Here is a 17,981-nt window from a genome sequence, read left to right on the forward strand (position 1 = left end):
GCATATTCCATGAAACATATAGCTGTTCTTTTTGTCTGCATGGGCAATATCTGCCGCTCACCACTTGCCGAAGGCGTTTTGACAAACCTTGCCGATGGAGACGGCGTATCCCGCCAACTTACGGTCGACTCCGCCGGCACCGGCGGCTGGCATACCGGCAATGCCCCGGATCGTCGATCCATCGCGATAGCCCGCAAGCATGGCATCGATATTTCAGGGCAGCGCGCGCGGCAGGTCAGTCAGGCCGATTTCGAAAACTTCGATCTCATCCTTGCCATGGACACGAGCAATCTGGCGAAACTGCTTCAAAAGTCGCCGGAAAACCACAGGCACAAAATCCACCTGTTTCTGGACTATGCTTCGGGACACCACGAGAGCGTCCCGGATCCCTATTTCGGCGGTGAAGACGGTTTTCTGACCGTCTACAACATGCTCTTGGCAGGATGCAGATCGTTGCTCGAAAAGATGGAGCTGGATCGCGCCTCGTGAAGCGGGAAAGCCTCCTCCACGATATAGGGCCCGCCGCCCACCGATTCCTTCGACGACATCAGCACGAAACGGCCGACCGTGAAGGGCGAGGTGCGGAAGTTGCCGCGTCCGGAAAGATAATGCACCACATCATCCAGGCGGGAAGAGCGCAGCCGCGCCAGCGTGACATGCGGCATGAACTTGCGCGGATCGGGCGGGAGACCGATCCTCTGGCAGATTCTCTCCACCTCCGCCTGCAGCGCATGCATTTCCGGCGAGGGCGAGACCCCGGCCCAGATGGAATGCGGTTTCTTGGAACCGAAGGACCCCATGCCGGTGAGGCTGAGCTGGAATTCCGGCCTGTCGATCCGGTCCAGCCTGTCCACGACCTCATCGGCGGTACGCCCGTCGATGTCACCGATAAAACGCAGGGTTATGTGATAATTCTCCACATCGATCCACCGGGCTCCCGGCAGACCACCGCGCAACAATGAGAGGCTCATAGCCGCATTGCGCGGAATTTCGAGGGCGGTAAACAGTCTCGGCATGGCGAGCTCCCCGAATCTCTTGGCAGAACAAGCATAGCGAATCACGCAATGCAGACGGGCGCAAGTGCTTATTTTTTTTGCGCACCGATTGTCTTGATGAAGCTTTCAACAGCCGGCAAAGATTTTTCGACCATCATCGCCACCCCCTTGGTATTGGGGTGCATCTTGTCATCGAGCTTCAGCGCATCATCCGTCACGACGCCGTCCAGAAAGAAGGGATAAAGCGGCAGGTTGTATTTTTCGGCAAGCTTCGGGAAGATCGGATTGAACCGCCCGGCATAATCCTCGCCCATGTTCGGCGGCGCCATAATGCCGACCAGCAACACGGCTATGTTACGCTTCTGAAAGCCGGAAATGATGGTATCGAGGTTCTTTTCCGTCTGTTCCGGTGCAATACCGCGCAGTGCATCATTGGCGCCAAGCTCCAGAATGACCCCGTCCGTGCCGTCCGGAACCGACCATTCCGCCCGCGCCAGACCACCGGAGGACGTATCGCCGGAGACGCCGGCATTGGCGATGGCGACATTGGCGCCCTTCGCCTTTAATGCAGCTTCAAGCTGTGCGGTGTAGCTGTCGGTGGGCGGAAGCTGGTACCCGGCCATGAGGCTGTCGCCGAGGCCGACCAGTTGCAATGTCCGCTCCTGCGCCATGGCGGACGCGGCGGAAAAGGCGGCGGCGAAAATGACGATGAAGTGAAACAGGGCAGCTTTAAATCTCATCACGGCTTTCCTAACTTGGTTCGCATTGTCTGAAATACCGACCGCATCGACACCGCCAGACCGTTTTCATCCCCTATATAGGAACGAGAATTGTGACGAAAAGCATCATAGAGCTGAAGAAGGCCGACCTCACGCTCGGTAACGCCGCCGCCTCCGTTCACGTTCTCAAGAACATCGATCTTTCCATCGGCGAAGGCGAAGCGGTCGGCATCGTCGGCCCTTCCGGTTCGGGAAAATCGACGCTTCTCATGGTGCTTGCCGGTCTGGAGCGGCTGGACAGCGGCGAAATCGTCATTGCGGATACGCAACTGCACAAGCTTGGCGAAGACGCGCTGGCGGATTTTCGCGGCCGGAATATCGGCATTGTTTTCCAGTCCTTTCACCTCATCGCCAATATGACGGCGCTGGAGAATGTCGCCGTTCCGCTGGAATTGGCCAACGTTCCCAATCCCTTCGAGATTGCCAAGCGCGAACTCGTCGCCGTCGGTCTCGGCGAACGCCTCAACCATTATCCCGGCCAGCTTTCCGGCGGCGAGCAGCAGCGTGTCGCCATCGCCCGCGCGCTTGCCCCCTCACCGGCCGTGCTGATCGCCGACGAACCGACCGGCAATCTCGATACCGATACCGGCAGGCAGATCGCCGATCTTCTGTTTACCAAACAGGCCGAACGCGGCATGACCATGGTGCTCGTCACCCATGATCCGTCGCTCGCCGCCCGCTGCTCGCGGCAGATCAAGGTGCGCTCCGGCGAGATCGAGGGCGACAGCGCCAGACCGCAGGTAGCGCGGGTGGTATCGGCATGACCGGATTCATTCTCCCGTCTTTTGCCAATATCAGAAACGCCGCAAGGCTCGCCCGTCGCGAAATCCGCGGCGGTCTGCGCGGCTTTTACATTTTCCTCGCCTGCATTGCGCTTGGAACAGGGGCCATCGCTGCGGTCAATTCCGTCTCGCGTGCGGTCACCAGCGCGATTGCCACCGAAGGCCAGTCGATTCTGGCGGGCGACGTGCGCTTCGAACTGCGCAACAGGGAGGCAACGGCGGAGGAGAAGGCCTATCTCGACGGCCTTGGCACCGTCGCGGTCTCCACCGGGCTGCGCTCCATGGCCCGCCTTGCCGACGGCTCCGAACAGACTTTGACGGAAGTGAAAGCCATAGACGGCGCCTACCCGCTCTATGGAACTTTCGTCGCCGATCCCAATCAACCTTTGGCGGAACTGCTGGCCGGCAATGGCGACGCCTATGGCGCCATTGCCGCGCCACTTCTGCTGGAACGGCTCGGTATCAAGGTGGGCGATGAGATACTGCTCGGCAATGTGAAATTGAAATTGACCGGCACCGTCGTCGACGAGCCGGACGCGCTGTCCGACGGTTTCGGTTTTGCGCCAAGGCTCATCGTCAGCCGCGATGCCCTCTTCGCCTCCGGCCTCGTCCAGACCGGCAGCCTCGTCGAACACGCCTACAAGATCAAGTTGAACGATCCGTCAGCGCGGGTAACCATGACCGATGCGGCCAACAAGGCCTTTCCCGATGCCGGCTGGTCCATCCGCACCAGCGACCGGGCAGCACCCTCGCTCACCGAAAACGTCAACCGCTTCTCGCAATTCCTCACACTGGTAGGCCTCACAGCCCTTATCGTCGGCGGCGTCGGCGTCGCCAACGCCGTTCGCGCCTTTCTCGATTCCAAGCGCACCACGATCGCCTCGCTGAAATGCCTGGGTGCGCCGGCCTCGGTGGTCACCATGACCTACCTCTTCCAGATCGCCTTCATTGCCACCGTCGGCATCGTGATCGGCCTTGTGGTTGGCGCCGTTGCGCCGCTTATCGCCATGCGGTTTCTGGAAGGTGTGCTGCCGGTGCCAGAAGGACTTGCCTTTTATCCCGGCGCACTCGGTCTCGCCGCCCTGTTCGGTCTCCTGACAACGCTTGCCTTCGCCATCGTGCCGCTCGGCCAGGCGCGCGAGGTTCCGGCGACGGCGCTTTTCCGCGAACAGGGTTTCGAGGAGGGCAGCTGGCCATCCTGGCCTTATCTCGCTGCAACCGGCGTTCTGCTGGCGGCGCTGGCCGCACTGGCCATCTTTTCGGCGGAAGACCGTTTCATCGCCTCGGTCTTCCTTGCGGCAATCGCCTTTGCCTTCGTGGTGCTGCGGCTGGTGGCTTCCGGCGTCAAGGCCATTGCCAAACGCAGCCCGCGCGTTCACTCCGCAGCCCTTCGTCTGGCGATCGGCAATATTCACCGGCCCGGTGCGCTCACCCCGTCAGTCGTTCTTTCCCTCGGCCTCGGCCTCACCCTGCTCGTGACGCTAACGCTGATCGACGGCAATCTTCGCCGTGAACTGACTGACAGCCTGCCGGAAAAGGCGCCGAATTTCTTCTTCGTGGATATTCAGGGCAGCGAAGTTCAGGGCTTCCGCGATCTCCTGAAGCGGGAAGCGCCGGAGGGAACCCTGACCGAAGTGCCGATGCTGCGCGGCCGCATCATGGCGCTGAACGGCACGGATGTGACGAAAATGGAGGTGCCGCCGGGAGGGCGCTGGCTGCTGCGCGGTGACCGTGGCATCACCTATTCGCAGGACGTTCCCGAAAACGCGACGCTGACGGAGGGAACATGGTGGCAGCCAGATTATAGCGGCGAGCCACTGGTCTCCTTCGCGGCGAAAGAGGCGGGGGATCTGGGCCTCAAGATCGGTGACAAGGTCACCGTCAACGTGCTCGGTCGCAGCATCACGGCCAAGATCGCCAATCTGCGCAATGTCGAATGGGAATCGCTGTCGATCAATTTCGTCATGGTGTTTTCGCCGAATACCTTCCGCGGCGCACCGCATGCCTGGCTCGCAACCCTTGACGATCCTTCCGCAACCGCCGGCGATGAGGGCCGGATATTGCGCGCCGTCACCAACACCTACCCAACGATCACCAGCGTGCGCGTGAAGGACGCGCTCGATGTCGTGAACCGGCTGGTCGGCCAGCTTGCCACCGCCATTCGCGCAGCTGCGGCCGTCGCCCTGATAGCCTCCGTCCTCGTTCTCGCCGGCGCGCTTGCAGCCGGCAACCGCGCCCGCACCCATGACGCGGTCATCCTCAAGACGCTGGGCGGCACGCGAAACCTGCTCATCCGCGCCTTCTCCTACGAATATATGATGCTCGGCCTCGCCACCGCCGTCTTCGCGCTTTTTGCCGGCGGCGTTTCCGCATGGTTCGTCGTAGCCCGCATCATGAAACTGCCCTCCAGCTTCCTGCCGGATGTGGCGATCGGAACCCTTCTCGTCGCCCTCGTCATGACGGTCGGCATCGGCCTCATCGGCACTTGGCGAATTCTCGGGCAGAAGGCGGCGCCGGTCCTCAGGCAGGCGGGGGAATAATCATCGGTTGCGCACCGCTTAACTTTAACGATTAATTCTTTGTAATGATCGCCAAAACGTGAGCGCTTTTCGCGCATATGGTGTCTTTTCAACCGCAAAAGGCCTTGTATCGGACACGTTCTGCCATCATATTCTTGAGCAGGCTTGCTGAAGCTCCGCAGCGGCGCCCGGGAGGTATCCCGACACCGTAGCAATCACGGAGCTCAAAAGAGGAAACAATGGCTGACTTCAATAACTACCAGAACCGCATGGCGCAGACCCGTGCACAGTCTGGTGCGATGATCGATGAAGGTCTTCGCGCCTACATGCTCAAGGTTTACAACCTGATGGCGCTGGCTCTGGTCATCACCGGCGTCGCGGCGTTCGGCACCTATACGCTCGCCGCCTCCAACCCGGCTTTTGCCCAGTTGCTTTTCGCATCGCCGCTGCGCTGGGTCGTGATGCTCGCACCGCTGGCACTGGTGTTCTTCCTTAGCTTCCGTATTCAGAACATGAGCGTTTCCGCTGCGCAGACGACCTTCTGGGTCTACGCTGCACTGATGGGCGTTTCGCTCTCCTCGATCTTCCTGGTCTATACCGGCCAGAGCATCGTGCAGACGTTCTTTGTGACCGCTGCTTCGTTCGGCGCGCTTTCGCTCTACGGCTACACCACGAAGAAGAATCTCTCGGGCCTCGGTTCGTTCCTGATCATGGGCCTGTTCGGCTTGATCATCGCGTCGATCGTCAACATCTTCCTCGCATCGTCTGCGCTGCAGTTCGCGATCTCTGCGATCGGCGTTCTGATCTTCGCAGGTTTGACCGCCTACGACACGCAGAAGATCAAGGAAATGTACTTTGACGCTGATGATGTTGCCGTGGCTGGCCGCAAGGCCATCATGGGCGCGCTGACGCTCTATCTCGACTTCATCAACCTCTTCACCTTCCTTCTGCAGTTCCTCGGCAACCGCGACGACTAAGGTCGGGAGTTCTGGTGACAGACACACAAAAGGCGGCCGATCGGCCGCCTTTTTTGTTTGCAAATACCTTTGCGCTTCGCGTGTTCCCGTCGTTATCGACATTACAGCCAGTCAAAGCTCACTCGATAAGCTTCAAAACCTTGTCAAAAACCTTGAGAACCTGCGGCAACTCATGACCGCGCTTGAGGATGCGGCCATCCACATTCACCACGCAATAGGCGCCCTGTTTCGCCGCCAGCCTGGGGTTCTTCTCGATCCTGTAAAGCGGCATCTCACCCGAGCGCTTGAAGACGGAAAACACCGCCTTCTCCTTCAGATGGTCAATGGCGTAGTCACGCCACTCGCCCTCGCCCACCATGCGGCCATAGATGCGCAGGATCGCATCCAGCTCGCGGCGGTGAAAGGTGACCGGCAGAGGGTCCTTGTTCTTCTTATATTCGCGGAGATCGATAACGGTGGAACTGTCGCGTGAAGCGGTCTGCACCTGCTGCACATCCGGTTGATCGGTCATCCAATGCCTCCGAATCCACCCAAATCATCCCATCAATGTGAGCCTGAGACGACGAAATTGCAAGCCTTGCCCCCTGCCGGGAGCAGGCCACCCATTCCATAGGGCTTGAGGGCTTTCGGGCAGCGGCAGAACCGGACGCGACGATACGGAACGACGGCAGCACGGCCGCATGACAGGTGCCTCCGTAAAAGCAGAGGTAAAAATTGGTAACCATTTAGGCACCCATTTTAGGGGACCCTGCCGTATTTCGGTCAAACCATGGCCTGAATTGGGTGGAATAGTCCTATTGTCAATTGATGCCTAGGCACCAAGATGACCCGGTCCGGTGCATTGACCCTTTACCCCCAGCCCCCAATGCCCGGACCGGATCTTCAATCGCCAATAGGCGATTATGGCGTTTCGCTTCCCAGCAGAATACTTGCGCCGACGATAGCCGCCGGATCGCCGCTGGCATTGGCGCTCTGCAACAGAACGGCGCAGCCGCCCTTTTTCACCTTTGCCACAACGCTTGCCGGAAGCTTCACCGTCATCGGCGAACCATCCCACATGCCGACGGTCTGCACGTCATAAACGCTGTGCCAGTAGGATATTTTTTTGCCCTGGTTATCGCCCTTCTGCACATCCACCGTCTGTTCACGGGTGAAATAGGCGACCACGACATCCGCCCTGCCGCTGCCGGCACCGATATCGATCTCCACCTCATTTCCGGCAAACTTTGACGAGACCGGCACGTTCAGCCCCTTGCCCTCGCGCTTGAAGGCGTCCAGCCTGTCATAGATACCACGGACATCGGCGCCCTTGACATGGTCGCGGCCGTTCAGAATAGCCTGCGGCGTATAAACCCCGTTGCGACCGAGTGCGCGCATATAGCCATATTGCCGCTCGGTATTTTCCTTCGATGCCAGCGAATCGGTCCAGCCGAGATAGTTCCAGTAATCGACATGATAGGAGAGACCGACGACATCGCCCTTCTGGATCATCTTGCGCAAGGCCTCATCCGCCGGCGGGCAGGAGGCACACCCCTGAGATGTGAACAATTCGACGACGCCCTTCACGGCCTCCTGCGCCTGCGCGGAGGTGACGAGGAACGTGCCGAGAAGACATATCGACAGGGGGAATTTCAGCGGCATTACAAAAACCTTTGTCCGGAAGAGATCCAGACGAATTGATGCGATCAATCCTGCCGGGATGCAAACCGGAAAATAACGTCTATTGCCCTTCAATAGAAAGTCACGAAGGGGTGAGCGACAATCACAAAAAACGAGAACAAGAAATGGAAAGACGCCGGGATTTCTCCCGGCGCCTGCAATTGTTGAAGCGTTAGGCGGCCAGATCGCGAAGAACGGTCTGCAGAATGCCGCCATTGTTCATGTAGATCACCTCATCCAGCGTATCGATGCGGCAGAGAAGCGGAACTTCCTTCACCGAACCGTCGCTATAGGTGATCTTGGCGATCTTCTTTTCACGCGGCTTGATGTCACCTTCGAGACCATCGATCTCGACGATTTCGTCACCCTTGAGATCAAGGCTCGCCCAGGTCGTACCTTCTTCGAAGACGAAGGGAACGACACCCATGCCGACGAGGTTAGAGCGATGGATACGCTCGAAGGACTGCGCGATGACAGCCTTGACACCGAGCAGGTTGGTACCCTTCGCCGCCCAGTCGCGCGACGAGCCATTGCCATATTCGACGCCGGCGAAGATGACGAGCGGAACGCCTTCCGCCTTGTATTTCATGGCGGCGTCATAGATCGACATCTCTTCCTTGGACGGATAGTGGATGGTGTAGCCACCTTCCTTACCGTTCGGGCCGAGCATGTGATTGCGGATGCGGATATTGGCGAAGGTGCCGCGCATCATCACTTCATGATTGCCACGACGCGTGCCGTACTGGTTGAAGTCGGCAACTCCGACCCCATGCTCCGTCAGGTAGGCGCCGGCAGGCGAAGCTGCCTTGATCGAACCGGCCGGAGAAATATGGTCGGTGGTGATCTTGTCGCCGAAGAGACCAAGGACGCGCGCACCCTTGATGTTCTTGAGACCCGTGCCCTTCTTGCCCATGCCGACGAAATAAGGCGGGTTCTGAACATAGGTCGACTGGTCGTCCCAGGCATAGGTCTGGCCCGGCGGAACCTGAACGGCCTGCCAGTTCGCATCACCCTTGAACACGTCGGCATACTTGGTTTCATAAAGCTCGCGGGTGACGTATTTCAGGATGAATTCCTGGATTTCCTTCGAAGTCGGCCAGATATCCTTGAGATAGACCGGATTGCCGTTCTGGTCGTTGCCGATCGGCTCCTTCGTCAGGTCCTTCTGGACCGTGCCGGCAAGCGCGTAAGCCACGACAAGCGGCGGCGAGGCTAGATAGTTCGCCTGAACATCCGGCGAGATACGGCCTTCGAAGTTGCGGTTACCCGAGAGAACACCTGCGGTGATCAGGCCCTTGTCGTTGATCGTCTTGGAGATCGCCGGTGGCAGCGGACCGGAGTTACCGATGCAGGTGGTGCAACCGAAACCAACGAGGTTGAAACCGATCGCATCGAGATCCTTCTGCAGACCGGACTTGTCGAGATATTCCGCAACCACCTGCGATCCCGGTGCAAGCGAGGTCTTCACCCATGGCTTGGACGTCAGCCCCTTGGCGACCGCATTGCGGGCGAGAAGGCCGGCAGCGATGAGAACCGAGGGGTTGGAGGTGTTGGTGCAGGAGGTGATGGCGGCAATCGCCACATCGCCATGGCCAAGATCGAAAGCTTCGCCTTCAACTGCGTAACGGTTCGAAAGCTGGCCGGGCTTCTTGTAGTCGTTTTCGAGAGCCGTCGCAAAATTCGGCGCGATGGTTTCGAGCGGCAGGCGGCCTTCCGGACGCTTCGGACCGGCCATGGAGGACACGACGTCGCCGAGATCGAGTTCCAGCGTGTCGGTGAAGACGAGGTCGGAACCATCGCCGGTGCGCCACATGTCCTGAGCCTTGGAGTAGGCCTCAACGAGGGCGATACGGTCCTTGGCGCGGCCGGACATGGTGAGGTAATTGATGGTTTCGCCATCAACCGGGAAGAAGCCGCAGGTCGCGCCATATTCCGGACCCATGTTACCGATGGTCGCACGGTCGGCGAGAGACATCGAATCGAGGCCCGGGCCGAAGAATTCGACGAATTTGGAGACGACGCCCTTCTTGCGCAGCATCTGTACCACGGTCAGCACGAGGTCGGTCGCGGTAACGCCTTCCTTCACCTTTCCGGTCAACTTGAAACCGATGACCTCGGGCAGGAGCATGGAGACCGGCTGGCCGAGCATGGCTGCCTCAGCCTCGATACCACCAACACCCCAGCCGAGAACGCCGAGACCGTTGATCATGGTCGTGTGACTATCAGTGCCGACGCAGGTATCCGGATAAGCGACCGTCTCGCCGTCCTCTTCCTTCGTCCAGACGGTCTGGCCGAGATATTCGAGGTTGACCTGGTGACAGATGCCGGTGCCGGGTGGAACCACACGGAAGTTCTTGAACGCCTGCTGGCCCCACTTCAGGAAGCGGTAACGCTCGCCATTGCGCTCATATTCCAGTTCAACGTTACGGGCAAAGGCGCTCGGCGTGCCGAATTCGTCAACGATAACGGAGTGGTCAATGACGAGATCGACAGGAACCAGCGGATTGATCTTTTCCGGGTCGCCACCAAGCGCCTTGATGCCGTCACGCATGGCGGCAAGGTCGACCACGGCGGGAACACCGGTAAAGTCCTGCATGAGAACGCGGGCGGGGCGGTAGGCGATCTCGGTTTCGGTCAGGCCCTTGTTGTTCAGCCATTCGGAAACCGCCAGAATGTGTTCCTTGGTGACGGACTGACCGTCCTCGAAACGCAGCAGATTTTCCAGGAGAACCTTCATGGAATAGGGCAGCTTGGAAACGCCCTTCAGGCCATTGGCTTCAGCCTTGGGAAGGCTGAAATAGACGTATTCCTTACCATCCACGGTAAGGACGGAACGACATTGAAAACTGTCGAGTGATTTGGGCATGGATCAAAACCCCGCTTACACTGATAGCCAACACGTTCGTGCGGACACCTATGCACTCATGCACATCAGGATGCGGGTACGACCATTTCCGCTGTCCGCACGTGAAAATTGCTCCTCGCAATCGTCAAGTCCGGCGCAAGATGATGTTCACGCCGGCCGCTGGCGTGGTTGACACCCATATAGATAATTTCGGAGAAACGTGCCAGACCATTCAACGAAGCTAATCGATTTTTTTATCGAGACGACGAAATCTTAAACGGAACCGCAGCATGGATTTGACGGCGGAAAATCTTGGCGTGCGACGCGGCGAAGATTTCATATTCATGAACATTTCCTTCAAGTTAAGCGACGGTGAGGCGCTGGTGCTGACCGGCCGCAACGGCTCGGGAAAATCCACGCTGCTGCGCGCGGTGGCTGGCCTGCTGCGCCCCGAACAGGGGCGGGTGAAGATAGCCGGCAAAGGAATAGACGCCGAGATGCGGCCGTCGGAGGCCTGCCATTATCTCGGCCATCGCAATGCGATGAAAACCGAACTGACCGTCGCGGAAAATCTGCGCTTCTGGAAGGACTTCCTCTGCGATTTTTCCGGCAGCACGGGCACGACGATCGACGAGGCGGCGGAGATCGTCGGCCTTGCGGGCATCACCCACCTGCCCTTCGGTTATCTCTCGGCCGGCCAGCAGCGGCGTTTTGCCATGGCGAAGCTTTTGATCGCATGGCGACCGGTGTGGATTCTCGATGAGCCGACGGCGGCGCTCGACAGGGCTGCGGACGCCATGTTTACCGATCTCGTGAAAAGCCACCTTGGGAAAGGTGGGATCGTTCTGGCTGCGACCCATCAGCCCCTGGGGCTGGAGAAGGCGCGGGAATTGCAGATGACGGGTTTTGCGGGTGTGGAGGCTTGGGCATGAACGGTTTGCACACGGGGCTTACCCCCCTCTGCCCTGCCGGGCATCTCCCCCTCAAGGGGGGAGATAGGCAAGGCGCACTCCCGCCGTTTCTTTCTCCAGCATTGAGATGGACGAGACCTTGCCGCGGGTCGATCTCCCCCCTTGAGGGGGAGATGCCCGGCAGGGCAGAGGGGGGTAAAGCCCCAGACGCGGAGCAACCCCAATGACCGCCCTCTTCCTCCGCGATATCAAACTCTCCATCCGCGCCGGCGGCGGCGCGCTGATCGGCGTGCTCTTCTTCATGACCGTGGTTGCCGTCATCCCCTTCGGCGTCGGCCCCGATCTCAACCTGCTCGCCCGCATCGGCCCGGCCATCGTCTGGATCGGCGCGCTTCTGTCCGCGCTTCTCGGCCTCGACCGGCTGTTTCAGGCCGAGCGGGATGACGGCTCCCTCGATCTGATCCTGATGCAGGAAACCCCGCTGGTGCTGACCGTCTTCGTCAAATGCCTGGCGCACTGGGTCACGACCGGGCTGCCATTGGTGCTGGCATCACCCTTGCTCGGCCTGTTCATGAACATGGACGAGGTGGCGATCGGTGCGGTGATGCTTACGCTTCTCGTCGGCTCACCCGCCATCACCTTCATCGGCGCGGTGGGCGCGGCGGTTGCCGTTGCCCTGCCGCGCGGCGGGCTTCTCGTTTCCATCCTCGTCCTGCCGCTCGCCATTCCGGTGCTGATCTTCGGCGTCAGCGCTTCCTACGCGGCGGTGCAGGACCCAGCACCCTTCATGCCGCCATTTCTCATTCTCGGCGCGATCACGTTATTTTCAGCCGTGACCGGCCCTTTCTTTGCCGCTTTGGCGCTGCGCAATGTTATGGATTGACGAAACCGTGATGGACGATCCCCGATTGACAGGGATCAATTGCGGGGCGGCCATTCTCGGGTTACACAAACGGCATGAACGAGCAGACCTTTACCATCACCAAATTCAGCGATCTCGCCAACCCCACGCGGTTTCTGGCGCTGGCGGCGCGCATTCTGCCCTGGCTCGCTGGGCTCACGGCGCTGGTGCTGGCCGCCGGTCTTTATCTGTCCTTCACCACCGAAGGTGATTACCAGCAGGGTTATACCGTGCGCATCATGTATGTGCATGTGCCCTCCGCCTGGCTGGCGATGATGTGTTATTCGGTCATGGCGATCTCGGCCATCGGCACGCTCGTCTGGCGTCATCCGCTGGCGGATGTCAGCCACAAGGCCGCCGCTCCCATTGGCGCCGCCTTCACGCTGATAGCGCTCATCACCGGCTCGCTCTGGGGCAAGCCCATGTGGGGAACCTGGTGGGTGTGGGATGCGCGGCTCACCTCCGTTTTCGTGCTTTTCCTGATGTATCTCGGGCTGATTGCGCTCAACCGCGCCATGGACGATCCTTCCAGAGCCGCCCGCGTAAGCGCCGTGCTGATCCTCGTCGGTTTCGTGAATATTCCCATCATCAAGTTTTCGGTCGAGTGGTGGAATACGCTGCATCAGCCGGCAAGCGTCATCCGCATGGGCGGTTCCGCCATCGATACGGAGTTCCTCTGGCCGCTTCTGACCATGGCTGTCGGCTTCACGCTGCTGTTCTTCACCTTGCACATCGCTGCCATGCGCAATGAAATCTGGCGCCGGCGCGTGGCCGCGCAGCGGCGGCTTGCCGCGCGCATGGCAAACCGGGAGGGCTGAAGCGATGACACACGCCTTTTATATCGGCATGTCCTATGCTGCGACCGGGTTTGTCGTTCTCTGTCTCATCGCCTGGGTCGTCATGGATGGCCAGGCGCGCAAACGGGAACTGAAGGAACTCGAAGCATCCGGCGTGCGCCGCAGGGCGAGAGCCGGTTCCGCAGGTGATGCGCAATGACGCAGACCGACCACGACACCAAGGCCAAATCGACGGGCCGCGCCCGTTACGCGCTGGCGCTGCTGCCGCTTCTGCTATTTGGCGGCTTTGCCCTCATCGCCGGCAAGATGCTTTACGATCAGGATGTGAACGGGCTGGATATCAGCGCCATCCCGTCAGCGCTGATCGGCACCAAGGCGCCCGCCTTGTCGCTGCCGCCGCTGGAAGGCTCGAACCTGCCGGCGCTCACCGATGCCGCCATCAAGGGCAAGCTGACGCTGGTCAACGTCTTCGCCTCTTGGTGCATTCCATGTCGACAGGAACATCCGTTGCTTCAGGAACTGGCCAAAGACAGCCGCATCACCGTCGTTGGCATCAACTACAAGGACAAGCAGGACAATGCGCTGCGCTTCCTTGGTGAACTCGGCAATCCCTTTGCCGCGATAGGCGTCGATCCGAATGGCAAGGCGGCAATCGACTGGGGTGTCTATGGCATTCCCGAAAGTTATCTGGTCGGCGTTGATGGCACGATCCTTTATAAAAAGGTCGGCCCCTTCGATGCCCGCAGTGTCGAACGTGACCTGCTGCCCGCCATTACGGCCGCAGCCGGGAAATAACCTCATACCGTAAGGCCTTACCCCTTGGTAACGACCCTCAGCGCCGGCCCTTCCGCAGGCAGGCGTATGCCTTCCAGCACGACCTGATCACGGCCGCCACGCTTTGCGGCATAAAGGCTGTCATCTGCCCGCTTGATGGCATCGTGAATGGAATGATCTCCCCTCGCGACAGCCGAGACACCGAAACTTGCGGTGATCTGGCTCATAACACCGCGATTGCGCCAATCGAGCAATGAGAGACCTGTGCGCATGCCATTGGCAAGCTGGCCGGCTGCAGCGGCAGTCTGCCCGGGCAGGAAGACCACGAATTCCTCACCGCCGAAACGCGCCACCAGCGCATTCGCGGGCGCGTTTCGCCTGAGAAGGTCGGAAAGGCCGATGAGCACGATATCGCCGGCCGCATGACCATAAACATCGTTGATGCGCTTGAAGTGGTCTATGTCGCAGGCGATGATCGCGCCTTCCGGCGTATCGTTGCGAAAATCGGGAACGCACCGGTCGAAACCACGGCGGTTCAACACGTCCGTCAACGGATCATGTTCCGCCGCATGCAGGTGACGGTCAACGGTGACGGAAATCTGGCTTGCGAGCACAGACAGCGCGAGCAGGAAGCCGAAGATGCTCGCCGCAAGCTGCATGTAGAAGGCATAATCCGACTCGAAGAATTCGCTGAGCTCGATCATCGAGCCGTTCGGCGTCATCACCAGCAGCATGCCGATGCGCACCAGCGTTTCCAGCACCACAAGCGAAGCGATGGCTACCATAAGCCTGTCAGCCAGCGCGACGGGCCGCCGGCGCACGAGCCAGACCGGAAAGGCAAGCAGCAGGGCACAGACGAAATCACCGATGACGAGTTCGCGTTTCAGATCCGGCGTGACGAAAACATGGAACGAGACCAGCAATACCGCCACTGCCACGATCGACAGCCGCGCCTTGGTATAAAGCGGCCGCTCAAAATGGGTGAGCAGCGCATGGCCATACAGAAAGAAGGCGGAGAAGAACAGCAGGTTCGAAAGGATCGCCTGGACTTCGAAGGGCAGGCCGCCAAGCACCAGAGGCGTCGCGAAACCAAAAGCCGCCGCAAGATATCCTATACCCCAATAGCGCGCCGAAGCGTGGCCGATCCTCTGCAGGAACAGGAACACCACGCCGAATGTCAGCATGATGAAGGGAAGAAGATAGGCGAAATTATCTTGCAACGGGATCTGCCAGGAAGAAACGGGCCTTTGAAGCCGGACGTTACCGCAATGCCCTTAAGAAAGCCTGCATATAACGCGCGGTTTCAGCACCTTTCCGGCCAAAATCCCGGCGAACCCGTTCACATTTGCGGGAGCGCGTTCTGCCATTCCTTGATCGCTTCGACGGGCCAGACCAGCATCACCACATTCAGCGTCAGATTATCGCGGATCAGCCAGCCGGTGAAGATTTCAAAGAAGATGGCGATCAGGACCGTCAGCCACACCGGCACGCGCGCGGCGAAGAGGAAACCCAGCACCATGAAGACCGTATCCATCGCCGAGTTCAGGATGCTGTCGCCGGTGTAACCCAGCGCCATGGTCGCGGTGCGGTAGCGATCAATGATGAGCGGGGAGTTTTCGAGGATTTCCCACGCCGCCTCCACCAGAACCGCCAGCGAAAGGCGCATGGAGAGCGGCTTGTTGCGGAACAGCAGCCAGGCGAACCAGTAGAACAGGAAGCCATGAATGATATGCGAAGGCGTATACCAGTCGGCCAGATGCTGGGAATTGCCCGGCGTGTTCACGCCCGGCTCGAACAGCTTCACATAACCGCATTCACAGATGGGAATACGGCCCATGGCATAAAGAATGATGATTTGCAGGAGAAGCAGCGCGGCGGCCACGCCGAACCATTTGAGCGAACGCGAACGGGAAGTCGGCATCTCCGCAACTGTCATTTTTCGTCCTTGTTAAGCGGTTCCAGCGAATGACGCATGACGAGCGGCATCTGCGCCATGGTGAAGATAATGGTGATCGGCATCGTGCCCCACACCTTGAAAGCCACCCAGGTATCAGTGGTGAACATGCGCCACACGACCTCGTTCAGCACCGCGAGGAAGAGGAAGAAAATGCCCCAGCGCAGCGTCAGCTTGCGCCAGCCCTCATCCGTCAGCCTGAAGGCCGAATTGAAGACATAACCCAAAAGCGATTGCCCGAAGAACAGGCCGCCGAGCAGGATGACGCCGAACAGCGTGTTGACGATGGTCGGCTTCATCTTGATGAAGGTGTCGTTCTGCAACCACAAGGTCAGCGCACCGAACACGAACACCACGATGCCGGAAATCAGCGGCATGATCGGCAGCTTGCGCGTCAGCACCCAGGAAACGGAAAGGGCAACGGCCGTGGCGATCATGAAGAGGCCGGTTGCGATGAAGATCGGCCCACCGAACTCCGTCAGCACCGGGAAGGTGGAAGCCAGCCATTCGCCGCGGGAATTGGCGAAGAAGAACACCATCAGCGGGCCAAGCTCGAGCACGAACTTCAGCAGCGGGCTGATTTCCGCCACCATCTTTTCGCTTTCCTTGGAATTGCTTTCAATATCCATACTCAAACTCCCGCAATGGCCTTGGCGAAATCTTCCGCCTCGAAGGGCTCCAGATCGTCAACACCTTCACCCACACCGATGAAATAGACCGGCAGCTTATGTTTGGCAGCGATGGCGACGAGGATACCGCCCCGCGCCGTGCCATCCAATTTTGTCATAATCAGGCCCGAAACACCCGCAACATTGCGGAATATCTCCACCTGGTTCATGGCGTTCTGTCCCGTCGTCGCATCCAGCGTCTGCAGCACGGTGTGCGGCGCATCCGGGTCGAGCTTGCCGAGCACACGCACGATCTTTTCCAGTTCCGCCATCAATTCCGTCTTGTTCTGCAGACGGCCGGCCGTATCGATGATCAGCACGTCGCTTTTCTGCGCCCGCGCCTGCTCGTAAGCGTCGTAGGCGAGACCCGAGGCATCCGCACCGAGCTTGGTGCCGATGAATTCCGAACCCGTGCGATCGGCCCAGATCTTGAGCTGCTCGATTGCCGCCGCGCGGAACGTATCGCCCGCCGCCAGCATGACCTTGAGGCCGGAGCCGGAGAGCTTGGCGGCAAGCTTGCCGATGGTGGTCGTCTTGCCGGTACCGTTCACGCCGACGACGAGGATGACATGCGGCTTGTGCGAAAGATCGAGTTCCAGCGGCTTGGCGACGGGTTTCAAAACCTTGGTGATCTCACCCGCCATGATGCGCGCCACATCTTCGCCGCTCACATCCTTGCCGTAGCGTTCCGAAGACAGGGCGCCGGTGATACGCATGGCGGTTTCGACGCCAAGATCGGACTGGATGAGAAGGTCTTCCAGCTCGTCGAGCGTATCCTCATCCAGCTTGCGTTTGGTGAAGAGCGCTGAAATCTGCGTGGTCAGCTGTGTTGATGTGCGTGCAAGACCGGCCCGCAGGCGCTGGAACCAGGTCAATTTTACCTGAGGCGCGGCAGGGGCAGGTTCCTGCCGCTCGCTTGCTGACGAAAAGCCCTTGGGCAGGACCGGAGGAATGGCAGAGGGTTCGGCCGCACTCGCGGCTTCCGCCTCATCGAGCAGCGCATCCATTGCATCCGCATCGAGCCCGGCATCCAGAGGCTCCTGCAAAGGTTCCGCCTGCTCCTCGGCAGCGGCCTCCGCCTGCAGCAAGGATAAGGGCACGAGACCCATATCGCCGGAAAGCTCGGCGCCGGGCAGAAGCGGCGCGTCCTCTTCCTCGTCGTCTTCAGCGAGGGCAGCATCGACGGCCTCGTCAGCAGCCGGCCCGCCGGCCGTCTCCATTTCCAGTTCGGAAACCGGGTCCTTGTCGACAGGGTCATGCGCTTCAGCGTCGCTCAGCGCGGCTTCGAAGGAGGCGTTTTCATTGCCGCGCGCGGGTGCGGCATCCTCTTGCGGCCGCTCTTCCGTTTCGGCCTTGTCCTTGCCGAACGAAAAGACTTTTTTGATGAAGCCGAGGGCCATGGTTGTTCCCGTGTCTTTTC

The 17,981-nt window shown here is 59.7% G+C and carries 18 protein-coding genes; 9 read left to right on the forward strand and 9 right to left on the reverse strand.

Going from position 1 to position 17,981, the window contains the following annotated elements; genetic code table 11:
- The first annotated feature begins 9 nt into the window (after nucleotides 1-9).
- Nucleotides 10-489 carry a low molecular weight protein-tyrosine-phosphatase gene (locus QD336_RS10035; protein ID WP_269346872.1) on the forward strand — a complete coding sequence of 160 codons (480 nt, stop codon included), beginning with the start codon at nucleotides 10-12 and terminating at the stop codon, nucleotides 487-489.
- On the opposite strand, the gene thpR is transcribed toward QD336_RS10035, so the two are convergent.
- On the reverse strand, nucleotides 423-1,016 hold the full coding sequence (gene thpR / locus QD336_RS10040; protein WP_269346870.1) for an RNA 2',3'-cyclic phosphodiesterase: 594 nt from the start codon (nucleotides 1,014-1,016) through the stop codon (nucleotides 423-425). The two genes, QD336_RS10035 and thpR, sit on opposite strands and share 67 nt — an antisense overlap.
- Before the next feature lie 68 nt (nucleotides 1,017-1,084).
- Nucleotides 1,085-1,735: an arylesterase gene (locus QD336_RS10045; RefSeq protein WP_269346868.1), complete on the reverse strand. Its 651-nt coding sequence runs from the start codon at nucleotides 1,733-1,735 to the stop codon at nucleotides 1,085-1,087.
- A gap of 92 nt (nucleotides 1,736-1,827) precedes the next feature.
- Here QD336_RS10045 and QD336_RS10050 point away from each other — a divergent pair, with 92 nt between their 5' ends.
- From QD336_RS10050 to QD336_RS10060, 3 genes are all read left to right on the forward strand, one after another.
- Entirely contained in the window at nucleotides 1,828-2,538 is a 711-nt protein-coding gene (locus QD336_RS10050; RefSeq protein ID WP_269346866.1) for an ABC transporter ATP-binding protein, read from the forward strand.
- Complete coding sequence (locus QD336_RS10055) at nucleotides 2,535-5,096, forward strand: ABC transporter permease (RefSeq protein WP_499170489.1); 2,562 nt, start codon at nucleotides 2,535-2,537, stop codon at nucleotides 5,094-5,096. Before QD336_RS10050 ends, QD336_RS10055 begins: the two co-directional genes overlap by 4 nt.
- 218 nt (nucleotides 5,097-5,314) lie before the next feature.
- Nucleotides 5,315-6,052, forward strand: a complete 738-nt coding sequence (locus QD336_RS10060) for a Bax inhibitor-1/YccA family protein (protein ID WP_269346863.1) — start codon at nucleotides 5,315-5,317, stop codon at nucleotides 6,050-6,052.
- Nucleotides 6,053-6,170: 118 nt separating this feature from the next.
- Here the strand turns inward: QD336_RS10060 and QD336_RS10065 are convergent, their stop codons facing one another.
- The 3 genes from QD336_RS10065 to acnA form a co-directional block, all read right to left on the reverse strand.
- The gene (locus QD336_RS10065; RefSeq protein WP_269346862.1) at nucleotides 6,171-6,563 is read right to left on the reverse strand and encodes a DUF2794 domain-containing protein; all 393 of its coding nucleotides are present in this window, start codon (nucleotides 6,561-6,563) and stop codon (nucleotides 6,171-6,173) included.
- Nucleotides 6,564-6,952: 389 nt separating this feature from the next.
- Entirely contained in the window at nucleotides 6,953-7,693 is a 741-nt protein-coding gene (locus tag QD336_RS10070) for a DUF1223 domain-containing protein (RefSeq protein ID WP_269346860.1), read from the reverse strand.
- Nucleotides 7,694-7,883: 190 nt separating this feature from the next.
- On the reverse strand, nucleotides 7,884-10,577 hold the full coding sequence (acnA, locus tag QD336_RS10075) for an aconitate hydratase AcnA (RefSeq protein ID WP_499170490.1): 2,694 nt from the start codon (nucleotides 10,575-10,577) through the stop codon (nucleotides 7,884-7,886).
- A 269-nt stretch (nucleotides 10,578-10,846) separates the two neighbouring features.
- Between acnA and ccmA the strand changes: the two genes are divergently transcribed.
- From ccmA to QD336_RS10100, 5 genes are all read left to right on the forward strand, one after another.
- Nucleotides 10,847-11,488: a heme ABC exporter ATP-binding protein CcmA gene (gene ccmA / locus QD336_RS10080; RefSeq protein ID WP_499170491.1), complete on the forward strand. Its 642-nt coding sequence runs from the start codon at nucleotides 10,847-10,849 to the stop codon at nucleotides 11,486-11,488.
- A gap of 202 nt (nucleotides 11,489-11,690) precedes the next feature.
- Nucleotides 11,691-12,350 carry a heme exporter protein CcmB gene (gene ccmB / locus QD336_RS10085; protein ID WP_173987904.1) on the forward strand — a complete coding sequence of 220 codons (660 nt, stop codon included), beginning with the start codon at nucleotides 11,691-11,693 and terminating at the stop codon, nucleotides 12,348-12,350.
- Between the two features lie 74 nt (nucleotides 12,351-12,424).
- The gene (locus QD336_RS10090) at nucleotides 12,425-13,186 is read left to right on the forward strand and encodes a heme ABC transporter permease (protein WP_499170493.1); all 762 of its coding nucleotides are present in this window, start codon (nucleotides 12,425-12,427) and stop codon (nucleotides 13,184-13,186) included.
- 4 nt (nucleotides 13,187-13,190) lie between these two features.
- A complete protein-coding gene (gene ccmD, locus QD336_RS10095) occupies nucleotides 13,191-13,364 on the forward strand; it encodes a heme exporter protein CcmD (RefSeq protein ID WP_269346852.1) in 174 nt (57 codons plus the stop codon).
- Nucleotides 13,361-13,960 (forward strand): DsbE family thiol:disulfide interchange protein, encoded by a 600-nt coding sequence (locus QD336_RS10100; protein ID WP_269346850.1) that lies wholly within the window; start codon nucleotides 13,361-13,363, stop codon nucleotides 13,958-13,960. The genes ccmD and QD336_RS10100 overlap by 4 nt, the downstream gene beginning before the upstream one ends.
- Before the next feature lie 17 nt (nucleotides 13,961-13,977).
- Here QD336_RS10100 and QD336_RS10105 read toward each other — a convergent pair whose 3' ends face one another.
- The 4 genes from QD336_RS10105 to ftsY form a co-directional block, all read right to left on the reverse strand.
- Nucleotides 13,978-15,159, reverse strand: a complete 1,182-nt coding sequence (locus QD336_RS10105) for a GGDEF domain-containing protein (protein ID WP_499170494.1) — start codon at nucleotides 15,157-15,159, stop codon at nucleotides 13,978-13,980.
- Between the two features lie 119 nt (nucleotides 15,160-15,278).
- Complete coding sequence (locus QD336_RS10110) at nucleotides 15,279-15,875, reverse strand: DUF2585 domain-containing protein (protein ID WP_499170495.1); 597 nt, start codon at nucleotides 15,873-15,875, stop codon at nucleotides 15,279-15,281.
- Nucleotides 15,872-16,522 (reverse strand): septation protein A, encoded by a 651-nt coding sequence (locus QD336_RS10115; protein WP_269346844.1) that lies wholly within the window; start codon nucleotides 16,520-16,522, stop codon nucleotides 15,872-15,874. Before QD336_RS10115 ends, QD336_RS10110 begins: the two co-directional genes overlap by 4 nt.
- A gap of 2 nt (nucleotides 16,523-16,524) precedes the next feature.
- A complete protein-coding gene (gene ftsY, locus QD336_RS10120) occupies nucleotides 16,525-17,961 on the reverse strand; it encodes a signal recognition particle-docking protein FtsY (protein ID WP_499170497.1) in 1,437 nt (478 codons plus the stop codon).
- Between the last annotated feature and the right edge of the window lie 20 nt (nucleotides 17,962-17,981).

Source organism: Rhizobium sp. BR 250, from assembly GCF_047445855.1.
Taxonomy (GTDB): domain Bacteria; phylum Pseudomonadota; class Alphaproteobacteria; order Rhizobiales; family Rhizobiaceae; genus Agrobacterium; species Agrobacterium tumefaciens_I.